Annotated in this window: 23 protein-coding genes; 12 read left to right on the top strand and 11 right to left on the bottom strand. The window is 30.8% G+C overall.

Annotated elements, in window-relative coordinates:
- The first annotated feature begins 4 nt into the window (after positions 1-4).
- The 4 genes from EM932_RS02780 to EM932_RS02765 all read left to right on the top strand — a co-directional run bounded on the left by EM932_RS02780 (position 5) and on the right by EM932_RS02765 (position 4638).
- Complete coding sequence (locus EM932_RS02780; protein WP_135875258.1) at positions 5-688, top strand: hypothetical protein; 684 nt, start codon at positions 5-7, stop codon at positions 686-688.
- A complete protein-coding gene (locus EM932_RS02775) occupies positions 688-1896 on the top strand; it encodes a DUF4350 domain-containing protein (RefSeq protein WP_135875256.1) in 1209 nt (402 codons plus the stop codon). Before EM932_RS02780 ends, EM932_RS02775 begins: the two co-directional genes overlap by 1 nt.
- Positions 1897-1898: 2 nt before the next feature.
- Positions 1899-2966 (top strand): AAA family ATPase, encoded by a 1068-nt coding sequence (locus tag EM932_RS02770; RefSeq protein WP_135875253.1) that lies wholly within the window; start codon positions 1899-1901, stop codon positions 2964-2966.
- 340 nt (positions 2967-3306) lie between these two features.
- Entirely contained in the window at positions 3307-4638 is a 1332-nt protein-coding gene (locus EM932_RS02765) for a DUF58 domain-containing protein (protein WP_211344248.1), read from the top strand.
- Positions 4639-4900: 262 nt separating this feature from the next.
- On the opposite strand, the gene EM932_RS02760 is transcribed toward EM932_RS02765, so the two are convergent.
- Positions 4901-5380, bottom strand: coding sequence for a Dps family protein (locus tag EM932_RS02760; RefSeq protein ID WP_135875249.1), 480 nt, complete (start codon positions 5378-5380; stop codon positions 4901-4903).
- A gap of 106 nt (positions 5381-5486) precedes the next feature.
- Here EM932_RS02760 and EM932_RS02755 point away from each other — a divergent pair, with 106 nt between their 5' ends.
- On the top strand, positions 5487-6431 hold the full coding sequence (locus tag EM932_RS02755; protein ID WP_135875248.1) for a LysR substrate-binding domain-containing protein: 945 nt from the start codon (positions 5487-5489) through the stop codon (positions 6429-6431).
- Positions 6432-6506: 75 nt separating this feature from the next.
- Here the strand turns inward: EM932_RS02755 and yajC are convergent, their stop codons facing one another.
- The 3 genes from yajC to nusB form a co-directional block, all read right to left on the bottom strand.
- Positions 6507-6803: a preprotein translocase subunit YajC gene (yajC, locus tag EM932_RS02750; RefSeq protein ID WP_135875247.1), complete on the bottom strand. Its 297-nt coding sequence runs from the start codon at positions 6801-6803 to the stop codon at positions 6507-6509.
- Between the two features lies 1 nt (position 6804).
- Entirely contained in the window at positions 6805-7299 is a 495-nt protein-coding gene (locus EM932_RS02745) for a DUF1573 domain-containing protein (protein ID WP_135875245.1), read from the bottom strand.
- An 83-nt stretch (positions 7300-7382) separates the two neighbouring features.
- On the bottom strand, positions 7383-8327 hold the full coding sequence (gene nusB / locus EM932_RS02740; RefSeq protein ID WP_246040852.1) for a transcription antitermination factor NusB: 945 nt from the start codon (positions 8325-8327) through the stop codon (positions 7383-7385).
- Positions 8328-8534: 207 nt separating this feature from the next.
- Here nusB and EM932_RS02735 point away from each other — a divergent pair, with 207 nt between their 5' ends.
- Together EM932_RS02735 and EM932_RS02730 are read left to right on the top strand one after the other, a co-directional pair.
- A complete protein-coding gene (locus tag EM932_RS02735) occupies positions 8535-10292 on the top strand; it encodes an ABC transporter ATP-binding protein (RefSeq protein WP_135875243.1) in 1758 nt (585 codons plus the stop codon).
- A 167-nt stretch (positions 10293-10459) separates the two neighbouring features.
- Positions 10460-10858 carry a PUR family DNA/RNA-binding protein gene (locus EM932_RS02730; RefSeq protein WP_135875241.1) on the top strand — a complete coding sequence of 133 codons (399 nt, stop codon included), beginning with the start codon at positions 10460-10462 and terminating at the stop codon, positions 10856-10858.
- Between the two features lie 507 nt (positions 10859-11365).
- Here the strand turns inward: EM932_RS02730 and EM932_RS02725 are convergent.
- Positions 11366-11701 (bottom strand): tRNA-binding protein, encoded by a 336-nt coding sequence (locus tag EM932_RS02725; RefSeq protein ID WP_135875239.1) that lies wholly within the window; start codon positions 11699-11701, stop codon positions 11366-11368.
- A 121-nt stretch (positions 11702-11822) separates the two neighbouring features.
- Here EM932_RS02725 and EM932_RS02720 point away from each other — a divergent pair, with 121 nt between their 5' ends.
- Positions 11823-12383 (top strand): thioredoxin family protein, encoded by a 561-nt coding sequence (locus EM932_RS02720; RefSeq protein ID WP_135875237.1) that lies wholly within the window; start codon positions 11823-11825, stop codon positions 12381-12383.
- A gap of 53 nt (positions 12384-12436) precedes the next feature.
- Here the strand turns inward: EM932_RS02720 and EM932_RS02715 are convergent, their stop codons facing one another.
- The 6 genes from EM932_RS02715 to recQ all read right to left on the bottom strand — a co-directional run bounded on the left by EM932_RS02715 (position 12437) and on the right by recQ (position 18558).
- Entirely contained in the window at positions 12437-12919 is a 483-nt protein-coding gene (locus EM932_RS02715) for a GNAT family N-acetyltransferase (protein ID WP_135875235.1), read from the bottom strand.
- On the bottom strand, positions 12912-14138 hold the full coding sequence (locus EM932_RS02710) for a toxin-antitoxin system YwqK family antitoxin (protein WP_135875233.1): 1227 nt from the start codon (positions 14136-14138) through the stop codon (positions 12912-12914). The genes EM932_RS02715 and EM932_RS02710 overlap by 8 nt, the downstream gene beginning before the upstream one ends.
- 17 nt (positions 14139-14155) lie before the next feature.
- Positions 14156-14695, bottom strand: a complete 540-nt coding sequence (locus EM932_RS02705) for a YfiT family bacillithiol transferase (protein WP_135875231.1) — start codon at positions 14693-14695, stop codon at positions 14156-14158.
- 20 nt (positions 14696-14715) lie between these two features.
- Positions 14716-15138 (bottom strand): hypothetical protein, encoded by a 423-nt coding sequence (locus EM932_RS02700; RefSeq protein WP_135875229.1) that lies wholly within the window; start codon positions 15136-15138, stop codon positions 14716-14718.
- Between the two features lie 165 nt (positions 15139-15303).
- Entirely contained in the window at positions 15304-16236 is a 933-nt protein-coding gene (locus EM932_RS02695; protein WP_135875227.1) for a peptidylprolyl isomerase, read from the bottom strand.
- 117 nt (positions 16237-16353) lie between these two features.
- Positions 16354-18558, bottom strand: coding sequence for a DNA helicase RecQ (gene recQ / locus EM932_RS02690; protein WP_135875225.1), 2205 nt, complete (start codon positions 18556-18558; stop codon positions 16354-16356).
- A 202-nt stretch (positions 18559-18760) separates the two neighbouring features.
- Between recQ and EM932_RS02685 the strand changes: the two genes are divergently transcribed.
- From EM932_RS02685 to lptB, 4 genes are all read left to right on the top strand, one after another.
- Positions 18761-19726 carry a KpsF/GutQ family sugar-phosphate isomerase gene (locus EM932_RS02685; protein WP_135875223.1) on the top strand — a complete coding sequence of 322 codons (966 nt, stop codon included), beginning with the start codon at positions 18761-18763 and terminating at the stop codon, positions 19724-19726.
- A complete protein-coding gene (gene tatC, locus EM932_RS02680; protein WP_135875221.1) occupies positions 19726-20550 on the top strand; it encodes a twin-arginine translocase subunit TatC in 825 nt (274 codons plus the stop codon). Before EM932_RS02685 ends, tatC begins: the two co-directional genes overlap by 1 nt.
- The gene (locus EM932_RS02675) at positions 20543-20890 is read left to right on the top strand and encodes a carboxymuconolactone decarboxylase family protein (RefSeq protein ID WP_135875219.1); all 348 of its coding nucleotides are present in this window, start codon (positions 20543-20545) and stop codon (positions 20888-20890) included. Before tatC ends, EM932_RS02675 begins: the two co-directional genes overlap by 8 nt.
- Before the next feature lie 110 nt (positions 20891-21000).
- Positions 21001-21741: an LPS export ABC transporter ATP-binding protein gene (gene lptB, locus EM932_RS02670; RefSeq protein ID WP_135875217.1), complete on the top strand. Its 741-nt coding sequence runs from the start codon at positions 21001-21003 to the stop codon at positions 21739-21741.
- Positions 21742-22036 lie beyond the last annotated feature (295 nt).

Here is a 22036-nt window from a genome sequence, read left to right as displayed (position 1 = left end):
TATTATGGTTTGTTGCTATCAAACTACTTTTAGCTCTAATACATTACAAGAGCCTGAACAAATAAGACATTTTGACGAAGATTTTAAAGACAGGTATTCTAGTAATAAATACAATTATGACGGAAGAAAGATAATACGTGAAACTGAAGCTGGTTCTGGTAAATATGAAGATTACAAAAACGGAAAAGTAAGGCAACGAGAAAAGAATAGTGAAGAGGATATAACTATAAACCTTGGACCTTTTGGTTGGTTATTTTATCTAGCCATAGGCATAGCAGTTGTATATTTGGTTTACATATTACTAAATGAAGGTGGTTCAGGTTTATTTTCTTCAAGAAAAAATAAATCTCTTAACAATTATGACGAGATAACGGCAGAAAATATTGAACATGCAGACATACATGCACTCATAAAAAATGCTGAAAACGATAACAATTACAGACTAGCTATTAGGTATTATTATCTGTTAGTTTTAAAAACACTTAGTTTAAAAAATCATATAAAATTTGAAGACGATAAAACTAATAGTGAGTATTTAAACGAAATAAGCGAAAAGCCTTTTAGTGACAAATTCGCCTATACGTCTTATTTATATAACTATATCTGGTATGGTAAGTTCTCATTAAATATAGAGCAGTACAACAAGGCTAAAAATAATTTTTTAACCCTCTTAAATCTGGTAAAATAATGAAGAAAATTTTACCTATACTCATTATAATTGTTGCTTTGGTAATTACAGCGGCTGTAGTAATTGGCGTTAAGAGAACTAAAACCGTTAATTGGGAAGAGTCTTTTAACGAAAAAAGTAATGAACCTTACGGTCTTAGCATATTCTATAAAGAGTTATCTAATCTTTTTAAAGATTTTAAAATTAGAACGGTTTTTCATCAACCAAGTAGTTATTTAAGTGCTAATTCTGAAGGCGGTTATGGCAAGCATGTGGCAGAGGGAAGTTATATAATTATTGGGAACTCTGATTATTTAGAAAATGATTCTATTGATGAATTATTAAATTTTGTAGACGCTGGTAACACATTATTTATATCCGATTATTATTTTTCTCAAAAAATCCATGACACTTTAGATATTGATGTTAATTATATTCCAAATGAAAAGGAAGATAGTATTTCACATCAATCTCTAAAATATATAGGCATTGAAAGTACCATTATAGATAAAAACGGAGGTGATTACTACTTTTCTCGCTTCGATTCCATAAATTTCAATGTACTTGGATATTCTAAAATTGATTACAAACATGCCAATTTTATTCAGGTTCCTTTTGGAGATGGGAATATATATTTACACCTGGAACCAAAAGCTTTTACAAATTATAACATTTTAAAGGAGGATAGGTATAAATATGTTGAGGGCTTAATCTCTTATTTACCTGAAAATAACGTGTATTTTGATTCGTATACAAAAATACAAACAGGCTATGATGGTGAGGTTGAAAAAGAATCTAACCTAAGCTGGTTTTTAGAACAACTATCGTTTAGATGGGCTTGGTATACTGCCTTAATTTTTGGTATTTTATTTATGATATTTAATGCCAAACGTAGGCAGCGTATTATAAAAATTATAAAACCACTACAAAATACCACCATAGCTTTTGTTAAAACCGTATCTAATTTATATTTTGATACTCAAGATCATAAAAACTTAATTGATAAAAAAATAACGTATTTTTTAGAAAAAATAAGAATAGATTATAATTTAGACACATCTACTTTAAATGATGAATTTATAGTAAAGCTGGCTGCAAAAACTGGTAAGAAAAAAGATGATGTTAAAAAATTAATCAACTACATTAATTCACTAAGATCAAAAGATGATCTTTTTGAAGACAACCTAATCAAATTAAATAAGCTCATTGAAGCTTTTTATACTACATAATTATGGACGAAAATAGAGAATCTCAAGACCACCAAGATTTTTTACCAAAATCAGACACCATATCATCAATTGATAGCAGTACCTTGGATGACACCAATAATTTACAATTTCAAAATCGTTTAGATTTATCAGAACTCCAACAAAGTGTCAATAAAATAAAACAAGAAGTTGGTAAAATCATTGTCGGTCAAAAAGATATGGTAGATATGCTTATTGCATCGCTTTTAGCTAAAGGTCATTCCCTTATAGAAGGAGTTCCTGGCGTTGCAAAAACGGTTACAGCCAAACTCTTGGCAAAATCTTTAAGCGTTGGTTTTAGTCGTATACAGTTTACTCCAGATTTAATGCCCAGTGATATTTTAGGTACTTCAGTTTTTAATTTGAAAAAATCGGAATTCGAATTTAAAAAAGGTCCCATTTTTTCGAATATGATTCTTATTGACGAGATCAATAGAGCTCCTGCAAAAACACAAGCTGCTTTATTCGAGGTTATGGAAGAACAGCAAATTACCATTGATGGTAATAAGTTTAAACTAGATGCCCCTTTTATTGTTCTTGCAACTCAAAACCCCGTAGAGCAAGAAGGAACATATAGACTGCCAGAAGCACAACTAGACCGATTTTTGTTTAAAATTGATGTTAACTACCCTAATTTAGATGAGGAAATAGAAATACTTTCCAGAGAGCATGAATTAAAAGATAAGTCTAAAACTGATTCACTAACATCATTCCTAACTGGAGATCAAATTGTAAAATATCAGAATTTGGTAAGTCAGATTGTAGTGGAAAAACATTTACTAAAATACATTGCAGAACTTATTGTTGCAACACGTAATAATCAATTTTTATATTTAGGGGCATCACCAAGGGCATCCATTGCGATATTAAAATCCAGTAAGGCATTTGCAGCTATGTCTGGACGTGACTTTGTGACTCCTGAGGATATAAAACGTACTGCTATTCCGGTATTGCAACATAGAGTTATTGTAACACCAGAACGCGAAATGGAAGGTGTTTCAAGTAAACAAATTATAAAACAAATTATTGAAACTGTTGAGATACCGCGTTGATTAGTTGACAGTGTTTAGTCGCAGTAGTCAGTAGTCAGTAGTCAGTAGTCAGTAGTCAGTAGTCAGTAGTCAGTAGTCAGTAGTCAGTAGTCAGTAGTCAGTAGTCAGTAGTCAGTAGTCAGTAGTCAGTAGTCAGTAGTCAGTAGTCAGTAGTCAGTAGTCAGTAGTCAGTAGTCAAAATAAAAAACAATGTCATTCTAGAACATTATCGAAAACAAAATATATTTTGTTTGAAGATACATAGCGAAGCTAAAGAAGAATCTCATTTTAACTTTTAACTTTTAACTTTTAACTTTTAACTTTTAACTTTTAACTTTTAACTTTTAACTTTTAACAAATCTTGAAATTATTTAAACCATTCTATATACAACCCCGCTTCTTTTACGCGGGTATTGGCATTGTGGTATTGTTTGCTTTAAGTTATTTCATCCCTCTATTATTTAACATTGCTCAACTTTCAATATTAGTACTCGTTCTCTTATTCTTTTTAGATTTCTTAATCGTCTTTGTCGGAAAAAACAAACTTGAAGCAACTAGAATTGTTCCTGATAAATTTTCAAATGGTGATAATAATCAGATAACATTAGACATAAGGAACAACTACTCTATTTCGATTTATCTAGAAATTATTGATGAAATTCCTGAACAATTTCAAGTTAGAGATTTCAAAATTAAGGAACCTATTCCTTCTCGTAAAACGAGATTAATTCAATATGATTTAAAACCAACTGAGCGTGGGGAATATCATTTTGGCTCTTTAAATATATATGCATCCTCTATTATAAACTTAGTAGCGAAACGCTTTACTTTCAGTGAAGGCACTATGGTACCAACCTATCCGAGTTTTAAACAATTAAAAAAGTTTGAGCTTTTGAATATTAATAAAAATTCACTCGAATATGGGCTTAAAAAAGTAAGGCGTCTTGGGCATTCTATGGAATTTGAACAAATTAAAGATTACGTTTTAGGTGATGATTTACGTACTATAAATTGGAAAGCAACAGCTAAGAAAAACCAATTGATGGTCAATCAGTTTCAAGACGAAAAATCGCAACCTGTCTACTCTATTATTGACAAAGGCCGTATCATGAAAATGCCTTTTAATAATTTAAGCCTTTTAGATTATGCTATTAATGCTGCCCTTGTAATTAGCAATGTTGTTTTAAAAAAACACGACAAGGCTGGTATGTTTTCATTTTCCAAACACATAGATAATGTTGTTGTTGCAGAAAGAAGAAGCTCGCAAATGCAACTTATTTTAGAATCACTTTATAATATTAAGACTGATTTTTTTGAAAGCGATTTTAGCAGGCTATATGGTAGTATTAAACGCCATATTACTCATAGAAGCCTTATTTTAATGTACACAAATTTTGAGACTCTTGATGGCTTAAACAGACAGTTACCTTATTTAAAAGCCATTTCTAAAAGTCATTTTTTAGTGGTTATTTTCTTTAAAAATACCGAACTTACTAATTTGATCAATGAAAATGCCGAAACCATACAACAAGTTTACGATAAAGTAATTGCTGAAAAATTCGCGTTTGAAAAACGTCTTATTGTAAATGAATTAAAAAAGTATGGCATCCATTCTATTTTAACAACACCTGAAAATCTTACCATAGATACCATTAATAAATATCTGGAAATAAAAGCTCGAGGGCTACTTTAAAATATGACCATTTAGTAGTTGTCGTGTGTACTTTATAAAAGACACGAATTACACAAATTTACACGAATTAACTGGCTAACGATGGATTTAGACTTGTAAGGTATAATTCATGTTTATATTGCCTATGTACATTTTAAACTCAAGACAATATATTCGTATAAATTTGTGTAATTCGTTTCTACTACTATTGTTTAATATATGTATCGATATTTTGTATGAACACGGTAACTACTAAATGATCGCTTTTTAAAATTACGAAACTCTAGACTGCTTCATTTAACCAAGCCTTCATCATCCAAACTGTTTTTTCCTGCTCTGTAATGAAATCACTCATCATAGAATTGGTCCCTTCATCATTTGCTTCATCAGATTTATCTAAAATTAGTCTTTCAATTTTTAAAAGTTCTGTTAATGACTCTACAATTAAACGTACAGCCTTGTCATCTTGAGAAATATTTTTACCAACTGGTACTTTAGTATTTTCTATATACGCTTCGAATGTATGTAAAGGCGTTACTCCCAGTGTCAAGATTCTTTCTGCAATTAGATCAACTTTAGTATTTGCATCTGTATACAATTCTTCAAACTTTACATGCAAATCGAAAAAACGTTTCCCCCTTATATTCCAGTGAATACCTCTTAAATTCTGATAATATATTTGAAAATTAGCCAGTAAATGATTCAAATCACCTGCTAAATCTTTGGTCTTTTTGGAGTTTAATCCTAAACTATTTAATGTCATATTGACCTCTATTTTTATATTTACTACAAATTTAATTTATAATTAACAGTCATTTCTATAAGTTTTATTGATAGTTTTTATATTTTTATAGCCTAAATTAATTATTATGACTATTACCCAATTATATTATGTTCTAGCTGTCGCAGAAAACCAGAATTTCACAAAAGCTGCAGAAAAATGTTTTGTCACACAACCAACGCTAAGTATGCAGATTCAAAAACTTGAAGACCAATTAGATGTACAGATTTTCGACCGTACTAAAAAGCCTATTGAATTAACTGATGTCGGTAAAAAAATTGTAACTCAAGCAAGAAACATTGTAAATGAATCTTATAGAATTCAGGATATTGTAGACCAACAAAAAGGGTTCATTGGTGGCGAGTTTAAACTTGGTATTATACCAACCATAATGCCAACACTACTTCCTATGTTTTTAAATAATTTTATAAAAAAACATCCAAAAGTTAAACTAAAAATTGAAGAGTTAACAACAGAGGAAATAATTTCGAGAATTAACGATGGACATTTAGATGCCGCTATAGCAGCTACACCACTTGAGGATGAAAACATAAAAGAGCGAGTTCTTTATTTTGAACCATTCGTTGGGTATATTCCCGGCAATCACAGACTACATGATCACAAAAAAATAGATGTTTCTGAATTAGATATTGATGACATGCTTTTACTTGAAGACGGGCATTGCTTTAGGGATGGGGTTATTAATCTTTGTAAAGCTTTCAAAAATCAAACAGACGATCAATTTCAATTAGAAAGTGGTAGTATTGAAACACTTATAAAACTTTCTAATGAAGGATTAGGTATGACACTCTTACCATACTTACATACTTTAGATATTAACGATAAAGAAAAAGAAAATCTACATCATTTTAATGAACCTTCTCCTGCTAGGGAGGTAAGTATTATTTATCATAAAAGTGAATTAAAAATGCAGATTATTGAAGCATTGCAAGATGTAATATCCGGCGTAATTAGAGGCGCTATTGCATTTCAAAATGTAAACATTATTAGTCCATTACCTATACCTAAATAGCAATTTCTTTAAAAATGATAAACTAAAAAGAGCTTCCAAAATAACGGAAGCTCTTTTTATATACATTAAATGTATTTATTTTTTTGCTGATACTGGCGCATTTAATTTCATGCTCATTTCCATAGAAATGGCAGAACGCTCATACTTAACTTTTCCAGACATTGTTTCTATAATGCAACTGCCATCTTTGTCGTTTAGCTCTAAAATCTTACCATGCAATCCACTTTTGGTAATTACCTTATCTCCTTTTTTTAATTCTGCAGCGAATTTCTTCTCTTTTTTTGCACGTTTCATTTGTGGTGCAATCATAAAGAAATATACGACTACAAACATTAATATAAATGGCATAAATTGCCCGATTCCTTCTCCCATCTTATTTTGCTTGAATTGTTGGTGTTGCAGGCTTTTTAGCTGCTGCATTAGGGTCTGGTTTTACAAAAGCTGTTATTTTTACAGTTTCTGATCCCTTTTCTGTGTTTGCTGTAACCGTTATTGTTTTAGAAACCTTGTTAGATCCGCTTCCATTAAATTTAACAGTAAACTGACCTGATTCTCCTGGTTGCAAAGGCTCTCTACTCCAATCTTGAGGTACTGTACAACCACAAGTACTCTTAATATCTGTAATAACCAAAGGAGCATCACCCGAGTTTTTATATTTAAAAACTGTTGAAACTGCTGTTTTAGCTTCTATTTCTCCAAAATCATGTTCTTTTTCTTCAAACTCAATTACTGGAAATTTAGATGCACTTGCATCTCTTACTGCAGCTTCTGCTACATTTTTCTCATCAATTTTCTTAGCAGCATTTTCTTTACAAGAAGTAAACGCAATTAAGCATAATGTGCTTAATCCTAATATTATTTTTTTCATTGTTAAATTTTTTGTCATTCTTGACGTAAAAATAGTAATTATTTAATCTATTAAAAACTTTTATTAACTTCTTCTTAACAGAATTAAAGTAATCCTCTACCTATCTTATTTAATTTCCCTGCTGCATCGTATTCTTTAACCAATTTGTCTAAAATACCGTTTATAAATATGCTACTTTTTGGTGTTGAATATTCCTTAGCAATTTCTAAGTATTCATTAATAGTTACTTTGACAGGGATTGATGGAAAGTTATTCAATTCACTAATAGCCATTTGTAGCAATACATAATCTACACTAGCAATACGGTCCGAATCCCAATTTTTAGTTTTTGCTTCAATCTCTTTATTTAATAACGATCTATTTAAAAGTGTTTTCTTAAATAAATCGACTGCAAACTTCTGATCATCAGAATCTTTATATAATTTGGGAGTAAAATAATTTTCTGGTGAAGTTATTTTAACTTTTCGTAATAGTTTTAAAATGGTAGTATTTACCGTTGGAAGATCATCTAACCAAGTTAAGTTTTTATCTTCTAAATATTCATAAAGTTTCTCGTTAGGAGCAATGATATCTTTAAACGCATCAACAATAAAATCTTTATCCTCTCTGAAGTCAGATACCCTTGTTTTCATATAATCTTTATACAAGTCACTTTTAATAATTGCTTTAAAAATAACATCTACATACTCTCCATCTAATTCCCAATTAGTTATTTTGTGAGCATCTAATTGATCATTTAACTGTAAATTATCAATTAAAAGATTAAGCAATTGATTATTTACAAACTTCTTGTTAGGGTCTTTATCTTCTTGGGTTGCTAAATGTTTTTTTTGTTTTTTTTGTAAATCGTCTTCTGCTCTTTTTTGAACTTCTAGCAATAACGAGATTAATAAGAGGTACAAGTTGTACATATTATCTATACTAAACAGCAAGAATTTCTGATCTTTTGAAAAATCATCACTTTCACCTCCTTTAAAGGCATAAAGGGTTTGCATTACTTTTACACGAATATGTCTTCTATTTAGCATAATTACAAAGAACTTAAATTAAAAAATATGAAAGTGTTTCACCGTTTTTTCCGCTGCAAAAGTAATACTATTTTGAAAAGTAATTATATATTTTGTTTTAATTATTAGAATAATATTTTAAACTATATTTAACAATTACCTGTTGCAAATACATCTCTTTTATTATCATTAATACATTATATTTGCTCTCCCATTGCTTCAAGCTAAATGAAAGAATTACAACATCTAAATAAATACTTCTTAAAATACAAAGCACACCTTTTAATAGGTATGGTAATTACTGTTGTAGCTAGAATTTTTCTACTCTTCACGCCACGTTATGTAAAACAGATTTTTATTGTGGTTGAAAAAGCTTTAAATGGCTTAATAACTGAAGAGGTGTTTAAAGCAGAGTTATTAGAAGCTATCCTATATATTGTTGGGGCTGCTATAATAGGTGGTATTCTTACCTTTTTTATGCGCCAAACCATTATTAATGTATCGCGTTATATAGAGTTTGATTTAAAGAATGAGATTTATGATCAATATCAAAAACTCTCTTTAAATTTTTATAAAAAGAATAGAACTGGAGATTTAATGAACCGTATTACCGAAGATGTTGGTAGAGTTCGTATGTATGCTGGTCCAGCTATTATGTATAGTATCAATACGTTTGCCCTGTTTGTTGTTGTGATTATATATATGATTAATGCATCACCAAAATTAACATTATACACCGTTCTGCCATTACCTATTCTTTCTGTTATTATATATAAGTTAAGCAAAGAAATACACAAACGTAGTACCATAGTTCAAGAATATCTATCTAAACTTTCTACATTTACTCAGGAGTCTTTTAGTGGTATCTCTGTGATTAAAGCCTATGGTATTGAGCCACAAACATCCACAAATTTTAAATCGCTTGCTTTTGAAAGTAGAGAAAAACAAATCAGTTTAGCAAAAGTACAGGCTTGGTTTTTCCCAATGATGATTTTACTTATTGGTACAAGTAATTTACTTGTAATTTATATTGGTGGGATGCAATATATTGATGGTGAAATTGAAAGTATAGGAACCATAGCAGAATTTATTATTTATGTAAATATGCTTACGTGGCCTGTAGCAACAGTTGGCTGGGTTACTTCTATTGTACAACAAGCTGCTGCATCGCAAAAACGAATTAATGAGTTTTTAAAGATTGAACCAGAAATTAAAAACACCGTAAATACCAATACAGAAATTACTGGTGATATTAGTTTTAATAAGGTATCTTTTACTTATGATGATACAAATATTCAAGCGTTAAAAGGTATTAGTTTTAATATAAAACCTGGTGAAACCTTAGCCATTATAGGCAAAACAGGGTCTGGAAAGTCCACAATTTTAGATTTAATAGGTAGGCTTTATGATATAGATGAAGGTGACATTATTATAAATAAAACAAAAATTGAAAATCTTAATTTAAATAATTTAAGGGATCATATTGGCTATGTACCACAGGATGCCTTCTTGTTTTCCGATTCTATAAAGAATAATATTAAGTTTGGAAAAGAAGATGCGACTGACAATGATGTTATTAAGGCTGCAAAAAATGCTCAAGTACATAAAAATATTGTTAAGTTTAATAATGGTTACGATACCGTACTAGGAGAACGAGGCATCACACTTTCTGGTGGACAAAAGCAACGTGTATCCATTGCCAGAGCTATTATAAAATCACCTAAAATATTACTTTTTGATGATTGCCTATCTGCTGTAGATACCGAAACAGAAGAAAAAATATTAAAAAACCTCAATAAAATATCAAAAGGAAAAACAACGATTATTGTAAGTCATAGAGTGTCTTCTGCTAAAAATGCTGATAAAATTATTGTATTGGATGATGGTAAAATTGTACAGGAAGGCACACATGAAACACTTATAAATGTAGATGGATACTATAAACATCTATATTTAAAACAATTGAGTGAAACGACTTCAAATTAATTTTAAATCTACTTAAATCCAGTCAAATAACGCGTCACTATTTTTCAATTTAATGCAATAAAAGACAAGATTTAAAAAAGAAACTTCATAATTTGTTGGTTCGTATCGGTTTTTTTTAGATTTTTGATAACCAATTTAACGATAATTTAAATAAATTTCTATACACTATGAACAATAATGATATGATGGAGAGAGAAGAGATTTTTTCGAAAGTATTAAGAGCAGGAAGACGCACCTACTTCTTTGACGTAAGAGCCACTAAGGCAGATGATTACTACCTAACTATTACTGAGAGTAAAAAGTTCACAAACGATGATGGGTCGTTTCATTACAAAAAGCACAAAATATATATTTATAAAGAAGATTTTTCTGAATTTAAGGATATATTAGCTGAAATGACTGATTATATTATAGAAAAGAAAGGTGATGAAGTTATTAGTGAACGTCATCAAAAAGACTTTAAAAAGAATTATGAGGTTGAAAATACAGAAGAAACATCAACAAACGAAAATTCATCACAAAAATCTACTGAAAGCTTTACTGATGTAGATTTTGATGACATTTAAACTAAACTAACTATTTTTAAAAAGACCGCTACGATAATTTTTGTAGCGGTTTTTGTTTGATTTTTAAATAACAAGTATAGACCTTAACATACCTAATTAATGCCAGTTCGACGTAAATAATACTCAAAAGAACCAAGTTAATTATTTGAAATATAAGTGTTTGTCAAAGGACAGAGCGAGGCATGAGTGACGAGACATCTCATCATGACGAGATTCCTCCTCGTAAGCTCCGCTTCATATCTTCAAACAAAATATATTTTGTTTTCGATAGCGTTCGGAATGACTAGGTTTCTTCTTTGAAATATTTTAAAATACTGATTATCAATTTACACTAAATCGAACTGATGTTAATTATTTAACATACCAATTATAAGTTATCTGTAATCACAATATTCAGGTTATGTATATCATCTTGACATCAAAGTTAAACGAAGAATCTCATACTCTTAGCCATACCATTAAAAGATTCTTCAGTCGTTCTTCCTTCTGAAGGACATAACAAGTTAATTAAGCTACTTGTGTTCCATTTTTTACTTGACTTTCTGGATTTAGGAGTATAACATCTTTTCCATTTACTGCCCCTAATACTAAACATTCACTCATAAATTTAGCGATTTGTTTTTTAGGGAAATTTACAACGGCCACTATCTGTCTTTGTAACAAGTCTTCTTTTTTATAAAGTGTTGTAATTTGTGCAGATGATTTTTTAATTCCTAAATCTCCAAAGTCTATGGTAAGTTGATATGCGGGGTTTCTTGCTTCAGGAAAATCATTAACTTCAATAATAGTCCCTATGCGTAAATCTACTTTAGTAAAATCTTCAAAAGTTATAATGTCATTCATTTTTTAAAAATACAAATTACCAAATGAACTTTAAAATGGCCGATAACAAATTTGGAATAATATTTTTCTTTAGGTGAATGAAATAGAAAAAAATAACGAACTTTGAGAAAACTTAAATTTCATGGCCAGAACTCCATCTAATATGATTCCTTTAGGAACTCAAGCTCCAGATTTCAATCTATTTGACACTGTATCTGGAAACAATTTATCTCTTAATCAGTTAAGAGGAAATCAGGCTACTGTAATTATGTTTATATGTAATCATTGTCCTTTTGTTATTCATGTAAATCCAGAAATGGTTTCCATTGCAAATTCATACTCTAAAAAGGGGATTAGCTTTATTGCTATTTCCAGTAACGATGTTATTAATTACCCACAAGACAGTCCTGAAAACATGACTATTCATGCTAAAAATGAGAACTACCCGTTTCCATATTTATATGATGAAACACAAGATATCGCAAAGGCTTATGACGCAGCATGTACTCCCGATTTTTATGTGTTTGATACTGACCTTAAACTAACGTATAGAGGACAGTTGGATGATTCTCGCCCAGGAAATGGGATACCTGTTACTGGTAAAGATTTAAGGCATGCTATAGATTGCTTAATCGAAAATAAAGATAATGTTACCCTACAAAAACCAAGTATTGGCTGTAATATTAAGTGGAAAAATAAATAAAGAATTTCTTGAACCTAACTATGCTCGGCAGATCCTCGAAGAATTCTTTTTGATTAAAAGCGTAGTTGCCAAAAACCGACATCTAACCACTTTCCAAATTTTAATCCTACCTCTTTAAAATGTGCTACTTGATTAAACCCAAATTTCTCATGCAGTTTGACACTTGCATCATTTGGTAATGTTAAACCTCCCAAAACAATATGATAGTTTTGTTCTTTTAATTGGGATAATAGCGCTGTATATAGTTTAGTTCCTATTTGTTTTCCTAACACACTGTGCTTTACATATACTGTAGATTCTACTGTATGTTTATATGCAGGTTTTGGACGCCATTTGCTTCCATATGCATAACCTAGAATTTCATTATTTTCTTCAAAAACAATGAATGGATAATCCTTGTTTATACGTGTAATTTTATCTTTAAAGGTCTCTAAAGACAAAGCTACATCATCAAAAGTAACTATAGAGTTTAATACATAATAATTGTAAATATCTAAAAGTTCTTCTGTGTCATTTAAATTTAAATGCCTAATCATTTTTCAATACTCCGTCTTTATAGTTTTCCGTTTTTAAAAGATTTCCTTCTAGATCATAATGATTTAAACTACCATTTCCATTAACTATTGAGCCTTTATTTAATGGGCTACCTACACCATCAAAGCAGTTAATAATATCCATAAGCCCTCCATAGTCGCTATACAATTCTGTTTTATATAATTTCCCATTGGTATGGTAATATACCCATTCGCCCGTTTTGGCATCCTGAGGCCAGCTTGCCTTAACTCCTATTGAATGTAATTCACCATTTTCATGATATTTCTTATAATCATAATCACCAGATTCTTTATTTTTTATTTCTTCAGATTTTACACTACCATTTTTAAAATAGACCCTTTTAGTAACAATATATCCATAACTCATTTCTGCTTTCACCCATATTTCTCCTGTACTATAATAATAAAAATAATCACCTTCCAGCTTATCGTCTTTATAAAAAGATTTCGTTCCTATTTCTCCATTTTTATAATACTCTATGTGCAATCCTGTCTTTTTGCCTAGAATAAATTCTTTTTCATTATTAATATTACCTTCCGCATTATAAGATATGAATTTACCATTCAATGCACCATCTGTAAAATGTGTTTTTGTATTTAACTTGCCGTCTTCAAAATATGAATAATAATCACCATTAACTTTCCCATTTTTATAAGTACTAATATTTTTTAGTTGTCCATTTTCAAAATATTCCTTTCTTTCTCCAATGACTATTCCATCCATATAATTAGTCTTTAATTTAAGTTTCGAGTTTTCATAATAATCTTTAAATAATTTATTTGGTTTGCCATTTTCATTATAAGATCCAATAGTTTTTAAAACACCGTTGGGGTAGTAAGCTTTATGTTCTCCTATTTGTATATTATTATTATTATTATATGTACCAATAGTCAATATTTTTCCTTCTTTTGAATACGTCTTAGCTTCTCCATGGTATAAATCGTCTTTAATATTAACTAATGTCGATAATTGTCCACTCTCATAATATTCCTTCCCAATGCCATTTACCTTCCCTCCATAATAATAAACAATCCGTTGAAGTTTTCCCGAAGGAAAATAGTATTTGGTAGCCCCATATAATTTGCCATCTTTTTTACTACTTTCTAACTTTATTGAACCATCATCATAATACTCCTTATAAGAAGTCTGAGACCAGGTTATATTTATACTAATAAAAAGAACGAATATTATTAACTTCATAATTACCTATTTTAAATTCAACTTTTTTTCATCAATAAATTCGCTATATGCGCATAATGATGATTGCTGTGCCACGCATAATTACCTATATTATAACTTAAAAGTATTTCTGAGTTTGTTTCTGGATGAATAAAACTAGTATTTAAATCATCAAGAGATAACGTTTTTAAAAGATAAACAAGTTTAAAATGTATTGCTTTAATATGATTTATTGACATCTCTATTGGGGCTGTTTTAGAATCTATTAGTTCTGCCCAACGGTCTTCAAAATAAGCTTTTATAAGCGGTTTATCTTCTGTTAATGCCCATTTAAATCTGGTATAAGCATGATGATGACTATCAGATACATGGTGCACCACCTGTCTTACAGTCCAACCACCAGGTCTGTATATCGTATCTAGTTGATCGTCTGTTAAGTCTTTAACAAGATTTTCTAAGCGATTTGGAAAGTGTTCTAATATGGAAATCCAACTTTCAATATCTTGTTTAGTAATATGTGTTGGACATTTAAACTTCCCTATCGGGTATTTAAGTTTTTCTAATTGTTGCTCTGTCATAAGAGCAAATGTATAAATTGTTATTTAATTTCAATTAAACCACTCTTTACATAATTTACAGCCTCATACAACGAATTGAATTTTTTTATTTTTTTATTAAAAAATAAATTTTCAGTCATGATACCCAACCTTGCCGTTTTTTCATCCGAAACAATTAAATAAGCTTTTAAACTATAGTTATTTTTAAAAAATTTCAACCAGTCGGATGCAATAGTCGAATAAGAGTTAATTCTATTAGAAATAAGAATCGTATTAACGCCTTTGGTTCCTAAAAAATTTGCTATATCATTAGTGAAAATTTTGGCATGATCTTCCCAATTAAGAACTACACCCTCATTGATTTCAGAAACTACGTATTCTTTAAAGACAAACATAGTACCAAAAGAATAATTAAATTCCTTAATGACTTCTGAATATAAACTTGTATCCTTAACGCTAACCATAGTGCAAAAATATCTTTATAAATCTTTAAAAATGAAAATAATCGATGAACAAAATAAATACATACTCCATAAGTTGAAATCAATAATTACATAGATTAAAGTCAAATTATTGCATAAAAAAACACCTACAAATAGGTGTTTTTAAAGTCCATATGTTAATATAAATTATTTCACATCCATCAATTCAACATCAAAAATAAGAGTAGCATCTGGTGGTATTACACCTCCAGCACCTCTACTTCCATACCCCAAATGACTTGGTATTACAAAACGTGCCTTGTCTCCTACTTTTAACAAACCAATCCCTTCATCCCAACCTGGAATTACTTGACCTACACCTAAAGGAAAATCAATTGGTTGGTTACGCTTGTACGAAGAATCGAAAACAGTGCCATCAGGCAATTGCCCTTTATAATGAACAGATACTGTTTTACCTGTTTCTGCATTTATGCCACTTCCTTCTTGAATTATTTGATAACGTAAACCACTCTCCGTTTTATTAAAACCTGTTGCAATTTTATCTAATTCAGCTTCTACCGCTTGTTTTGCTTCTGCCAATCTTTTTTCTCTAGAGCCTTCAAAGGTTCTAAAAGACTCAACAGCATTATAAGCTTCTGCATCACTACCTACACGAATTATTTCTAGGCTATCGATAGAATCTCCTTGAGCTATAGCATCAACAATATCTTGACCTTCTGTTACTTTACCAAAAACAGTATGATTGTTATCTAACCACGGTGTTTCAACATGAGTGATAAAAAACTGACTTCCGTTAGTACCTGGCCCTGCATTCGCCATAGACAAAACTCCAGGTGTGTCATGCTTTAAATCTGGATGAAATTCATCATCAAATTGATACCCTGGGTTTCCAGAACCTGAACCTTGTGGGCATCCACCTTGAATCATAAAATCTGGAATAACTCTATGGAATTTTAAACCATCATAATAAGGTGTCCCCTGAGGTTTTACTTTATTTTCAAGATTACCTTCTGCCAAAGCAACAAAATTACCTACTGTTCCTGGTGTTTTTTGATATTCTAAAGCAACAAGTATCTCTCCTTTTGTTGTATTAAATTTTGCGTATAAACCGTCTTGCATTGTTCTTTATTTTATTTAAAGCCGCAAAGATAAGGAATGAAGTTTGAAGTACGAAGTTTTATTAGTCCGAAGACCGAAGACCGAAGACCGAAGACTGTAGACTGTAGATTGAAATTATTAATTAGCTACTTCACTAATAAACTTTATACGATATAGACGTAATTCTTCATCGTCATAATCGCCATCAAATTCTTCAATAGCATTATCAATATTATCAGATTCAGATTCCATAAAATAATCATGTATTTCTTCTTGCTGATCTTCATCTAAAATATCATCAATCCAATAATTGATATTCAATTTAGTTCCAGAATAAACAATAGCTTCCATTTCTTTAACGAATTCGTCCATAGACATCCCTTTTGATGAAGCAATATCATCTAAAGGCAATTTCCTATCTATATTTTGAATGATATATAGTTTATTAGCTGAGTTAATTCCTGTTGATTTTACGACCAAATCATCTGGGCGAACTATATCATTTTCTTCAACATATCTGGAGATTAATTCTACAAAATCTTTACCGTATTTTTTAGCTTTTCCTTCACCAACACCATGCACATTTGCTAATTCTGATAAGTTAATTGGGTATTTTAATGCCATATCTTCAAGCGAAGGGTCTTGGAAAATAACAAATGGTGGTACTTCTAGCTTTTTTGCATTCTTTTTACGCAAATCTTTAAGCATACCCATTAATAATTCATCAGCTACGGCTCCTCCACTTTTTGCAGCTGTAATAATAGTACCATCTTCCTGTTCTCCTTCAAAGATATGATCTTCAGTCATCATAAACGATGATGGTTTCTTTATAAAAGATCTACCAGGGTCACTTAATTTAATAACACCATAAGTTTCAATATCCTTTCTAAGATACCCAGCAACCAATATCTGCCTTAACAGTGCCATCCAATATTTGTTATCTTTGTCTTTACCTTTTCCAAAAAATGGCTGTTCATTGGTTTTATGAGAATTAATTAAGGCATTCTCTTTTCCAACTATAACGTTTACCAAGTCTTTAGATTTATATTTTTCGTTCGTTTTTTCTATCGTCTCTAATAATACTACGGCATCTTCTTTTGCTTCATGTTTCTTTTTGGGGTGTCTAACATTATCATCCATATCGCCACCTTCTCCAGTCTCATTATCAAACTCTTCTCCAAAATAATGTAAAATAAATTTTCTTCTAGAGATAGATGTTTCTGCAAAAGCAACCACTTCTTGCAATAATGCATGTCCAATTTCTTGTTCTGCAACAGGCTTACCAGACATGAATTTCTCTAATTTTTCAATGTCTTTATATGCATAATATGCTAAACAATGTCCTTCACCTCCATCACGCCCTGCCCTACCAGTTTCTTGATAATAACTTTCTATACTTTTAGGAATATCATGATGAATTACGAAACGTACATCTGGTTTATCTATTCCCATACCAAAAGCAATAGTAGCCACAACCACATCGACATCTTCCATTAAGAACTTATCTTGATAGCTAGATCTTGATTTCGCATCTAATCCAGCATGATATGGTACTGCCTTTATACCATTTACTTGTAGTACTTGAGCTAGTTCTTCCACTCGTTTTCTACTTAAACAATATACAATACCAGACTTTCCTTCATTTTGTTTTATGAATCTAATAATGTCGGCATCTACATTTTTTGTTTTGGGTCTTACCTCGTAATATAAGTTAGGTCTGTTGAAAGATGCTTTAAAGGTTTTCGCATTACTTATACCCAAATTCTTTATAATATCTTCTTGAACTTTAGGCGTTGCAGTAGCTGTTAACCCAATAATAGGAATACTTTCTCCTATTCTAGCAATAATATGTCGTAAATTTCTATACTCTGGTCTAAAATCATGACCCCATTCACTAATACAGTGTGCCTCATCAATCGCCATGAAAGATATTTTTACTGAACGCAAAAACTCAACATTTTCCTCCTTAGTTAAAGATTCTGGCGCAACATATAGTAATTTGGTAACTCCATTTACAATATCTTCCTTAACACGCTTTACTTCTGTTTTATTCAATGAAGAATTCAGTACATGTGCAACGCCCTCCTCATTAGAGATTCCACGAATGGCATCTACCTGATTTTTCATTAACGCGATTAATGGTGACACAACTATAGCTGTTCCTTCTTGCATTAATGCAGGTAACTGATAACATAGTGACTTCCCGCCACCAGTTGGCATAATTACAAACGTATGATTTTTTGATAAAACACTTTCGACAACATCTTCCTGCAAGCCCTTGAATTGGTTGAATCCAAAATATTTTTTAAGAGCAGAATGCAGATCACTTTTGGTTAATAACATGAACTGTATAAAAATTTATTTACTTATTATCATACACTAAAATATTAAAACTTCAATGATTAATTTAATAGCGCGTTTAGAGATCCCCTCATTTTTTTTTCGTTAGTTTTGTAACGAAAATCCAAAGTACAACAAAATTTAATTTGATTACCATTAAAGATAATAAAATCTTTAAAAGCATCAACTAAAAAAAATATAAATTTTGAATAGTAAAAATTCTATTAAACAAACCGCAAAACTAACAATAAATACAGAAAGTCAAGCTATTTCAAACCTAGCTAATTTAATAACTGATGATTTTGCCGATGCGGTGCAACTCATTTATAATTCCAAAGGTCGAGTAATTATTACAGGAATTGGAAAAAGTGCCATTATTGCTAATAAAATTGTAGCCACATTAAACTCAACTGGAACACCGTCCATTTTTATGCACGCGGCAGACGCCATTCATGGTGATCTAGGGCTTATTCTTAAAGATGATGTCGTTATTTGTATTTCTAAAAGTGGAAATACGCCAGAAATTAAAGTTTTAGTTCCTCTTATTAAAAGTGCTAACAATAAAATGATTGCTATAACGGGAAATGAAGATTCCTTTTTAGGACAACAAGCAGATTATATTCTAAATGCTTATGTTGAAAAAGAAGCTTGTCCAAATAATTTAGCACCAACTACGAGTACAACCGCTCAGTTAGTTATTGGTGATGCTCTAGCAGTTTGCTTATTAGAACTACGAGGTTTTTCTAGTAATGATTTTGCAAAATATCATCCTGGAGGTGCCTTAGGAAAAAAATTATATTTACGTGTTCAAGATATATCATCTGTAAACGAAAAGCCTAAAGTAATTCCATCTACAAACATAAAAGACATCATCATAGAGATTACTGAAAAAATGTTAGGCGTTACTGCTGTTGTAGAAAATGATGAAATTACAGGTATTATTACTGATGGCGATTTGCGTAGAATGTTAAGTAAAGTTGATGATTTTTCATCGCTTACTGCAAATGATATTATGGGTGTTAATCCAAAACGCATTAACGCTGACGCTATGGCTGTTGAAGCTTTAGAGGTTATGGAGGCAAATGGCATATCTCAGTTGCTTGTTGAAGAAAATGGAAAGTATGCAGGCGTGATTCATTTACACGATTTAATAAAAGAAGGCATTATATAATGGCAAAAAAAGAGATAAATGAGATGTCTTTTTTAGATCATCTTGAAGATTTAAGGTGGCATTTAATTAGAATTTGTTTAGCAGTTGTAATAGTTGCTACTTTAGCTTTTATTTTTAGTAGGTTTATTTTTAAGGAAATCATTTTCGCACCTTTAGACATGACTTTCCCAACCTATCATTTTCTATGTAATACGGCAAATTTTATAGGTATTAACACCACCTTTTGTGCTGAAGAAATGCCAATGATAATACAAAATCGTACTATGGCAGGACAATTTTCAGCAGATATTTGGACAGCTATTTTAGCAGGTTTTATTATTTCTTTTCCGTACGTTATTTATCAGCTTTGGAAATTTATTAGTCCAGGTTTACATAATAACGAGCGTAAACACTCTCGTGGTTTTATAATTATATCATCAATTTTATTTTTCATAGGCGTATTGTTTGGTTATTATATTGTAACACCTCTATCACTTAACTTTTTGGCTAATTATAGTATAGCAGACTTAGTAGACAATCAAATTGATATTAGTTCTTATATTGCCTTGGTACGCTCTTCTGCATTGGCTTCAGGTTTAATTTTTGAGCTACCCATTATCATCTATTTTTTAACAAAAATAGGTTTGGTAACTCCCGAAATATTGAGAAAATACAGAAAATATGCCTTGGTAGTTGTATTAATACTTTCTGCTATTATTACACCACCAGACATTGCCAGTCAAGTTATTGTAGCCATTCCAATTATAATTTTATACCAAGTGAGTATTTATATTTCTAAGATTGTTATTAGAAATCAAAAAAGAAAAGAAAAACAACATGTCTGATATTTTTAACGAATTCAACGAATATCGTTCTAGAATGAACGATAAAATTTTAGCAGATAATAACAAGGTTATTAAACGCATCTTCAATTTAGATACTAATGCTTATGCTGAAGGCGCTTTAAATGTTAAAACGAAAGAGCTTTTAGGTTTAGTAGCCTCGACAGTTTTACGTTGTGATGATTGTATAAAATACCATATGGAAACCAGTTATAAAATTGGTTTAAAAAAGGAGGAAGTTGTTGAAGCTTTAAGCATTGCTACTTTAGTTGGCGGCACCATAGTTATTCCTCATTTACGTCGTGCTTACGAATTTTGGGATGCCTTGGAAGCTCAGAATTAAATAGATTTGCCCCACTAACTACCTTTAAAAATAACAAACAAGATAAAATTAGAACATCTGCTATAATAGTGTATATGATTTTACTATTTTTAGCGTTCAGTATATAACTTATGATTTTAAAAGCCCAAAATTTGATGAAGTCCTATAGTGGACGAAAAGTAGTTAAAGATGTTTCTCTTGAAGTTAATCAAGGTGAAATTGTTGGTCTTTTAGGACCTAATGGAGCAGGGAAAACGACATCTTTTTATATGATTGTTGGCTTGATAAAACCCAATGGTGGTCATATTTTCTTAGACAATACAGAAATTACTAAATACCCAATGTACAAACGTGCACAGAATGGTATTGGCTATTTGGCACAAGAAGCTTCTGTTTTTAGAAAATTAAGTATTGAAGATAATATTCTAAGTGTTTTACAACTTACAAAACTAAGTAAGCAGGAACAACATCATAAAATGGAGTCTCTTATTGAAGAATTTGGTTTAGGTCATATTCGAAAAAGTCGAGGGGATTTATTATCGGGTGGTGAACGTCGACGTACAGAGATTGCACGTGCCCTAGCAACAGATCCAAGTTTTATTTTATTAGATGAACCATTTGCTGGTGTAGACCCAGTGGCTGTTGAAGATATACAACGTATTGTGGCACAGCTTACCAAAAAAAATATTGGTATTTTAATTACCGATCACAATGTACAAGAAACACTAGCTATTACCGATAGAACATATTTAATGTTTGAAGGTAGTATTCTTAAAGCTGGTAAGCCAGAAGAGCTAGCCAACGATGAAATGGTACGTAAGGTATATTTAGGTCAGAATTTTGAACTTCGCAAGAAGAAAATCCGAGATTAGACAAGCAAGTTAAGTGCCTTTTGATTATTTCTCACTTTTCTTGTGCTCTTTGTCATTCCTGCGAAGGCAGGAATCCACTTGAGTATTATAAATATTATATCACTTCTGTATTTTTATTCAGGTAGATAAGTCCAATCTTTAGACAAGTCTCTCCTATTAAGATTATCTTTTTCTTCTTTTTACTTTACACACATATTTTACTCACTTTTTGACTCATAGCTATTATGAATCAAAAACAATTTTATAAAAAACAACATTAAATATTTCAAAATATCAAAAATTTATTTATATCTTT

This window comes from Flavivirga rizhaonensis (assembly GCF_004791695.1).
In the GTDB taxonomy this organism is placed as follows: domain Bacteria; phylum Bacteroidota; class Bacteroidia; order Flavobacteriales; family Flavobacteriaceae; genus Flavivirga; species Flavivirga rizhaonensis.
Note: the sequence above shows the minus strand (reverse complement) of the source record. Positions and strands in the feature narration are given on the sequence as shown.

What these genes read in the sequence shown, in the direction of transcription:
- tatC (WP_135875221.1), top strand. Translation starts at nt 19,726, where the DNA reads ATGGCAAAAAAAGAGATAAATGAGATGTCTTTTTTAGATCATCTTGAA.
- EM932_RS02735 (WP_135875243.1), top strand. Translation starts at nt 8,535, where the DNA reads ATGAAAGAATTACAACATCTAAATAAATACTTCTTAAAATACAAAGCA.
- EM932_RS02710 (WP_135875233.1), bottom strand. Translation starts at nt 14,138, where the DNA reads ATGAAGTTAATAATATTCGTTCTTTTTATTAGTATAAATATAACCTGG.
- EM932_RS02745 (WP_135875245.1), bottom strand. Translation starts at nt 7,299, where the DNA reads ATGAAAAAAATAATATTAGGATTAAGCACATTATGCTTAATTGCGTTT.
- EM932_RS02770 (WP_135875253.1), top strand. Translation starts at nt 1,899, where the DNA reads ATGGACGAAAATAGAGAATCTCAAGACCACCAAGATTTTTTACCAAAA.
- yajC (WP_135875247.1), bottom strand. Translation starts at nt 6,803, where the DNA reads ATGGGAGAAGGAATCGGGCAATTTATGCCATTTATATTAATGTTTGTA.
- EM932_RS02720 (WP_135875237.1), top strand. Translation starts at nt 11,823, where the DNA reads ATGGCCAGAACTCCATCTAATATGATTCCTTTAGGAACTCAAGCTCCA.
- EM932_RS02730 (WP_135875241.1), top strand. Translation starts at nt 10,460, where the DNA reads ATGAACAATAATGATATGATGGAGAGAGAAGAGATTTTTTCGAAAGTA.
- EM932_RS02760 (WP_135875249.1), bottom strand. Translation starts at nt 5,380, where the DNA reads ATGACATTAAATAGTTTAGGATTAAACTCCAAAAAGACCAAAGATTTA.
- EM932_RS02775 (WP_135875256.1), top strand. Translation starts at nt 688, where the DNA reads ATGAAGAAAATTTTACCTATACTCATTATAATTGTTGCTTTGGTAATT.
- EM932_RS02675 (WP_135875219.1), top strand. Translation starts at nt 20,543, where the DNA reads ATGTCTGATATTTTTAACGAATTCAACGAATATCGTTCTAGAATGAAC.
- EM932_RS02700 (WP_135875229.1), bottom strand. Translation starts at nt 15,138, where the DNA reads ATGGTTAGCGTTAAGGATACAAGTTTATATTCAGAAGTCATTAAGGAA.
- EM932_RS02695 (WP_135875227.1), bottom strand. Translation starts at nt 16,236, where the DNA reads ATGCAAGACGGTTTATACGCAAAATTTAATACAACAAAAGGAGAGATA.
- EM932_RS02705 (WP_135875231.1), bottom strand. Translation starts at nt 14,695, where the DNA reads ATGACAGAGCAACAATTAGAAAAACTTAAATACCCGATAGGGAAGTTT.
- EM932_RS02780 (WP_135875258.1), top strand. Translation starts at nt 5, where the DNA reads ATGGTTTGTTGCTATCAAACTACTTTTAGCTCTAATACATTACAAGAG.
- lptB (WP_135875217.1), top strand. Translation starts at nt 21,001, where the DNA reads ATGATTTTAAAAGCCCAAAATTTGATGAAGTCCTATAGTGGACGAAAA.
- nusB (WP_246040852.1), bottom strand. Translation starts at nt 8,327, where the DNA reads ATGCTAAATAGAAGACATATTCGTGTAAAAGTAATGCAAACCCTTTAT.
- EM932_RS02725 (WP_135875239.1), bottom strand. Translation starts at nt 11,701, where the DNA reads ATGAATGACATTATAACTTTTGAAGATTTTACTAAAGTAGATTTACGC.
- EM932_RS02755 (WP_135875248.1), top strand. Translation starts at nt 5,487, where the DNA reads ATGACTATTACCCAATTATATTATGTTCTAGCTGTCGCAGAAAACCAG.
- EM932_RS02715 (WP_135875235.1), bottom strand. Translation starts at nt 12,919, where the DNA reads ATGATTAGGCATTTAAATTTAAATGACACAGAAGAACTTTTAGATATT.
- recQ (WP_135875225.1), bottom strand. Translation starts at nt 18,558, where the DNA reads ATGTTATTAACCAAAAGTGATCTGCATTCTGCTCTTAAAAAATATTTT.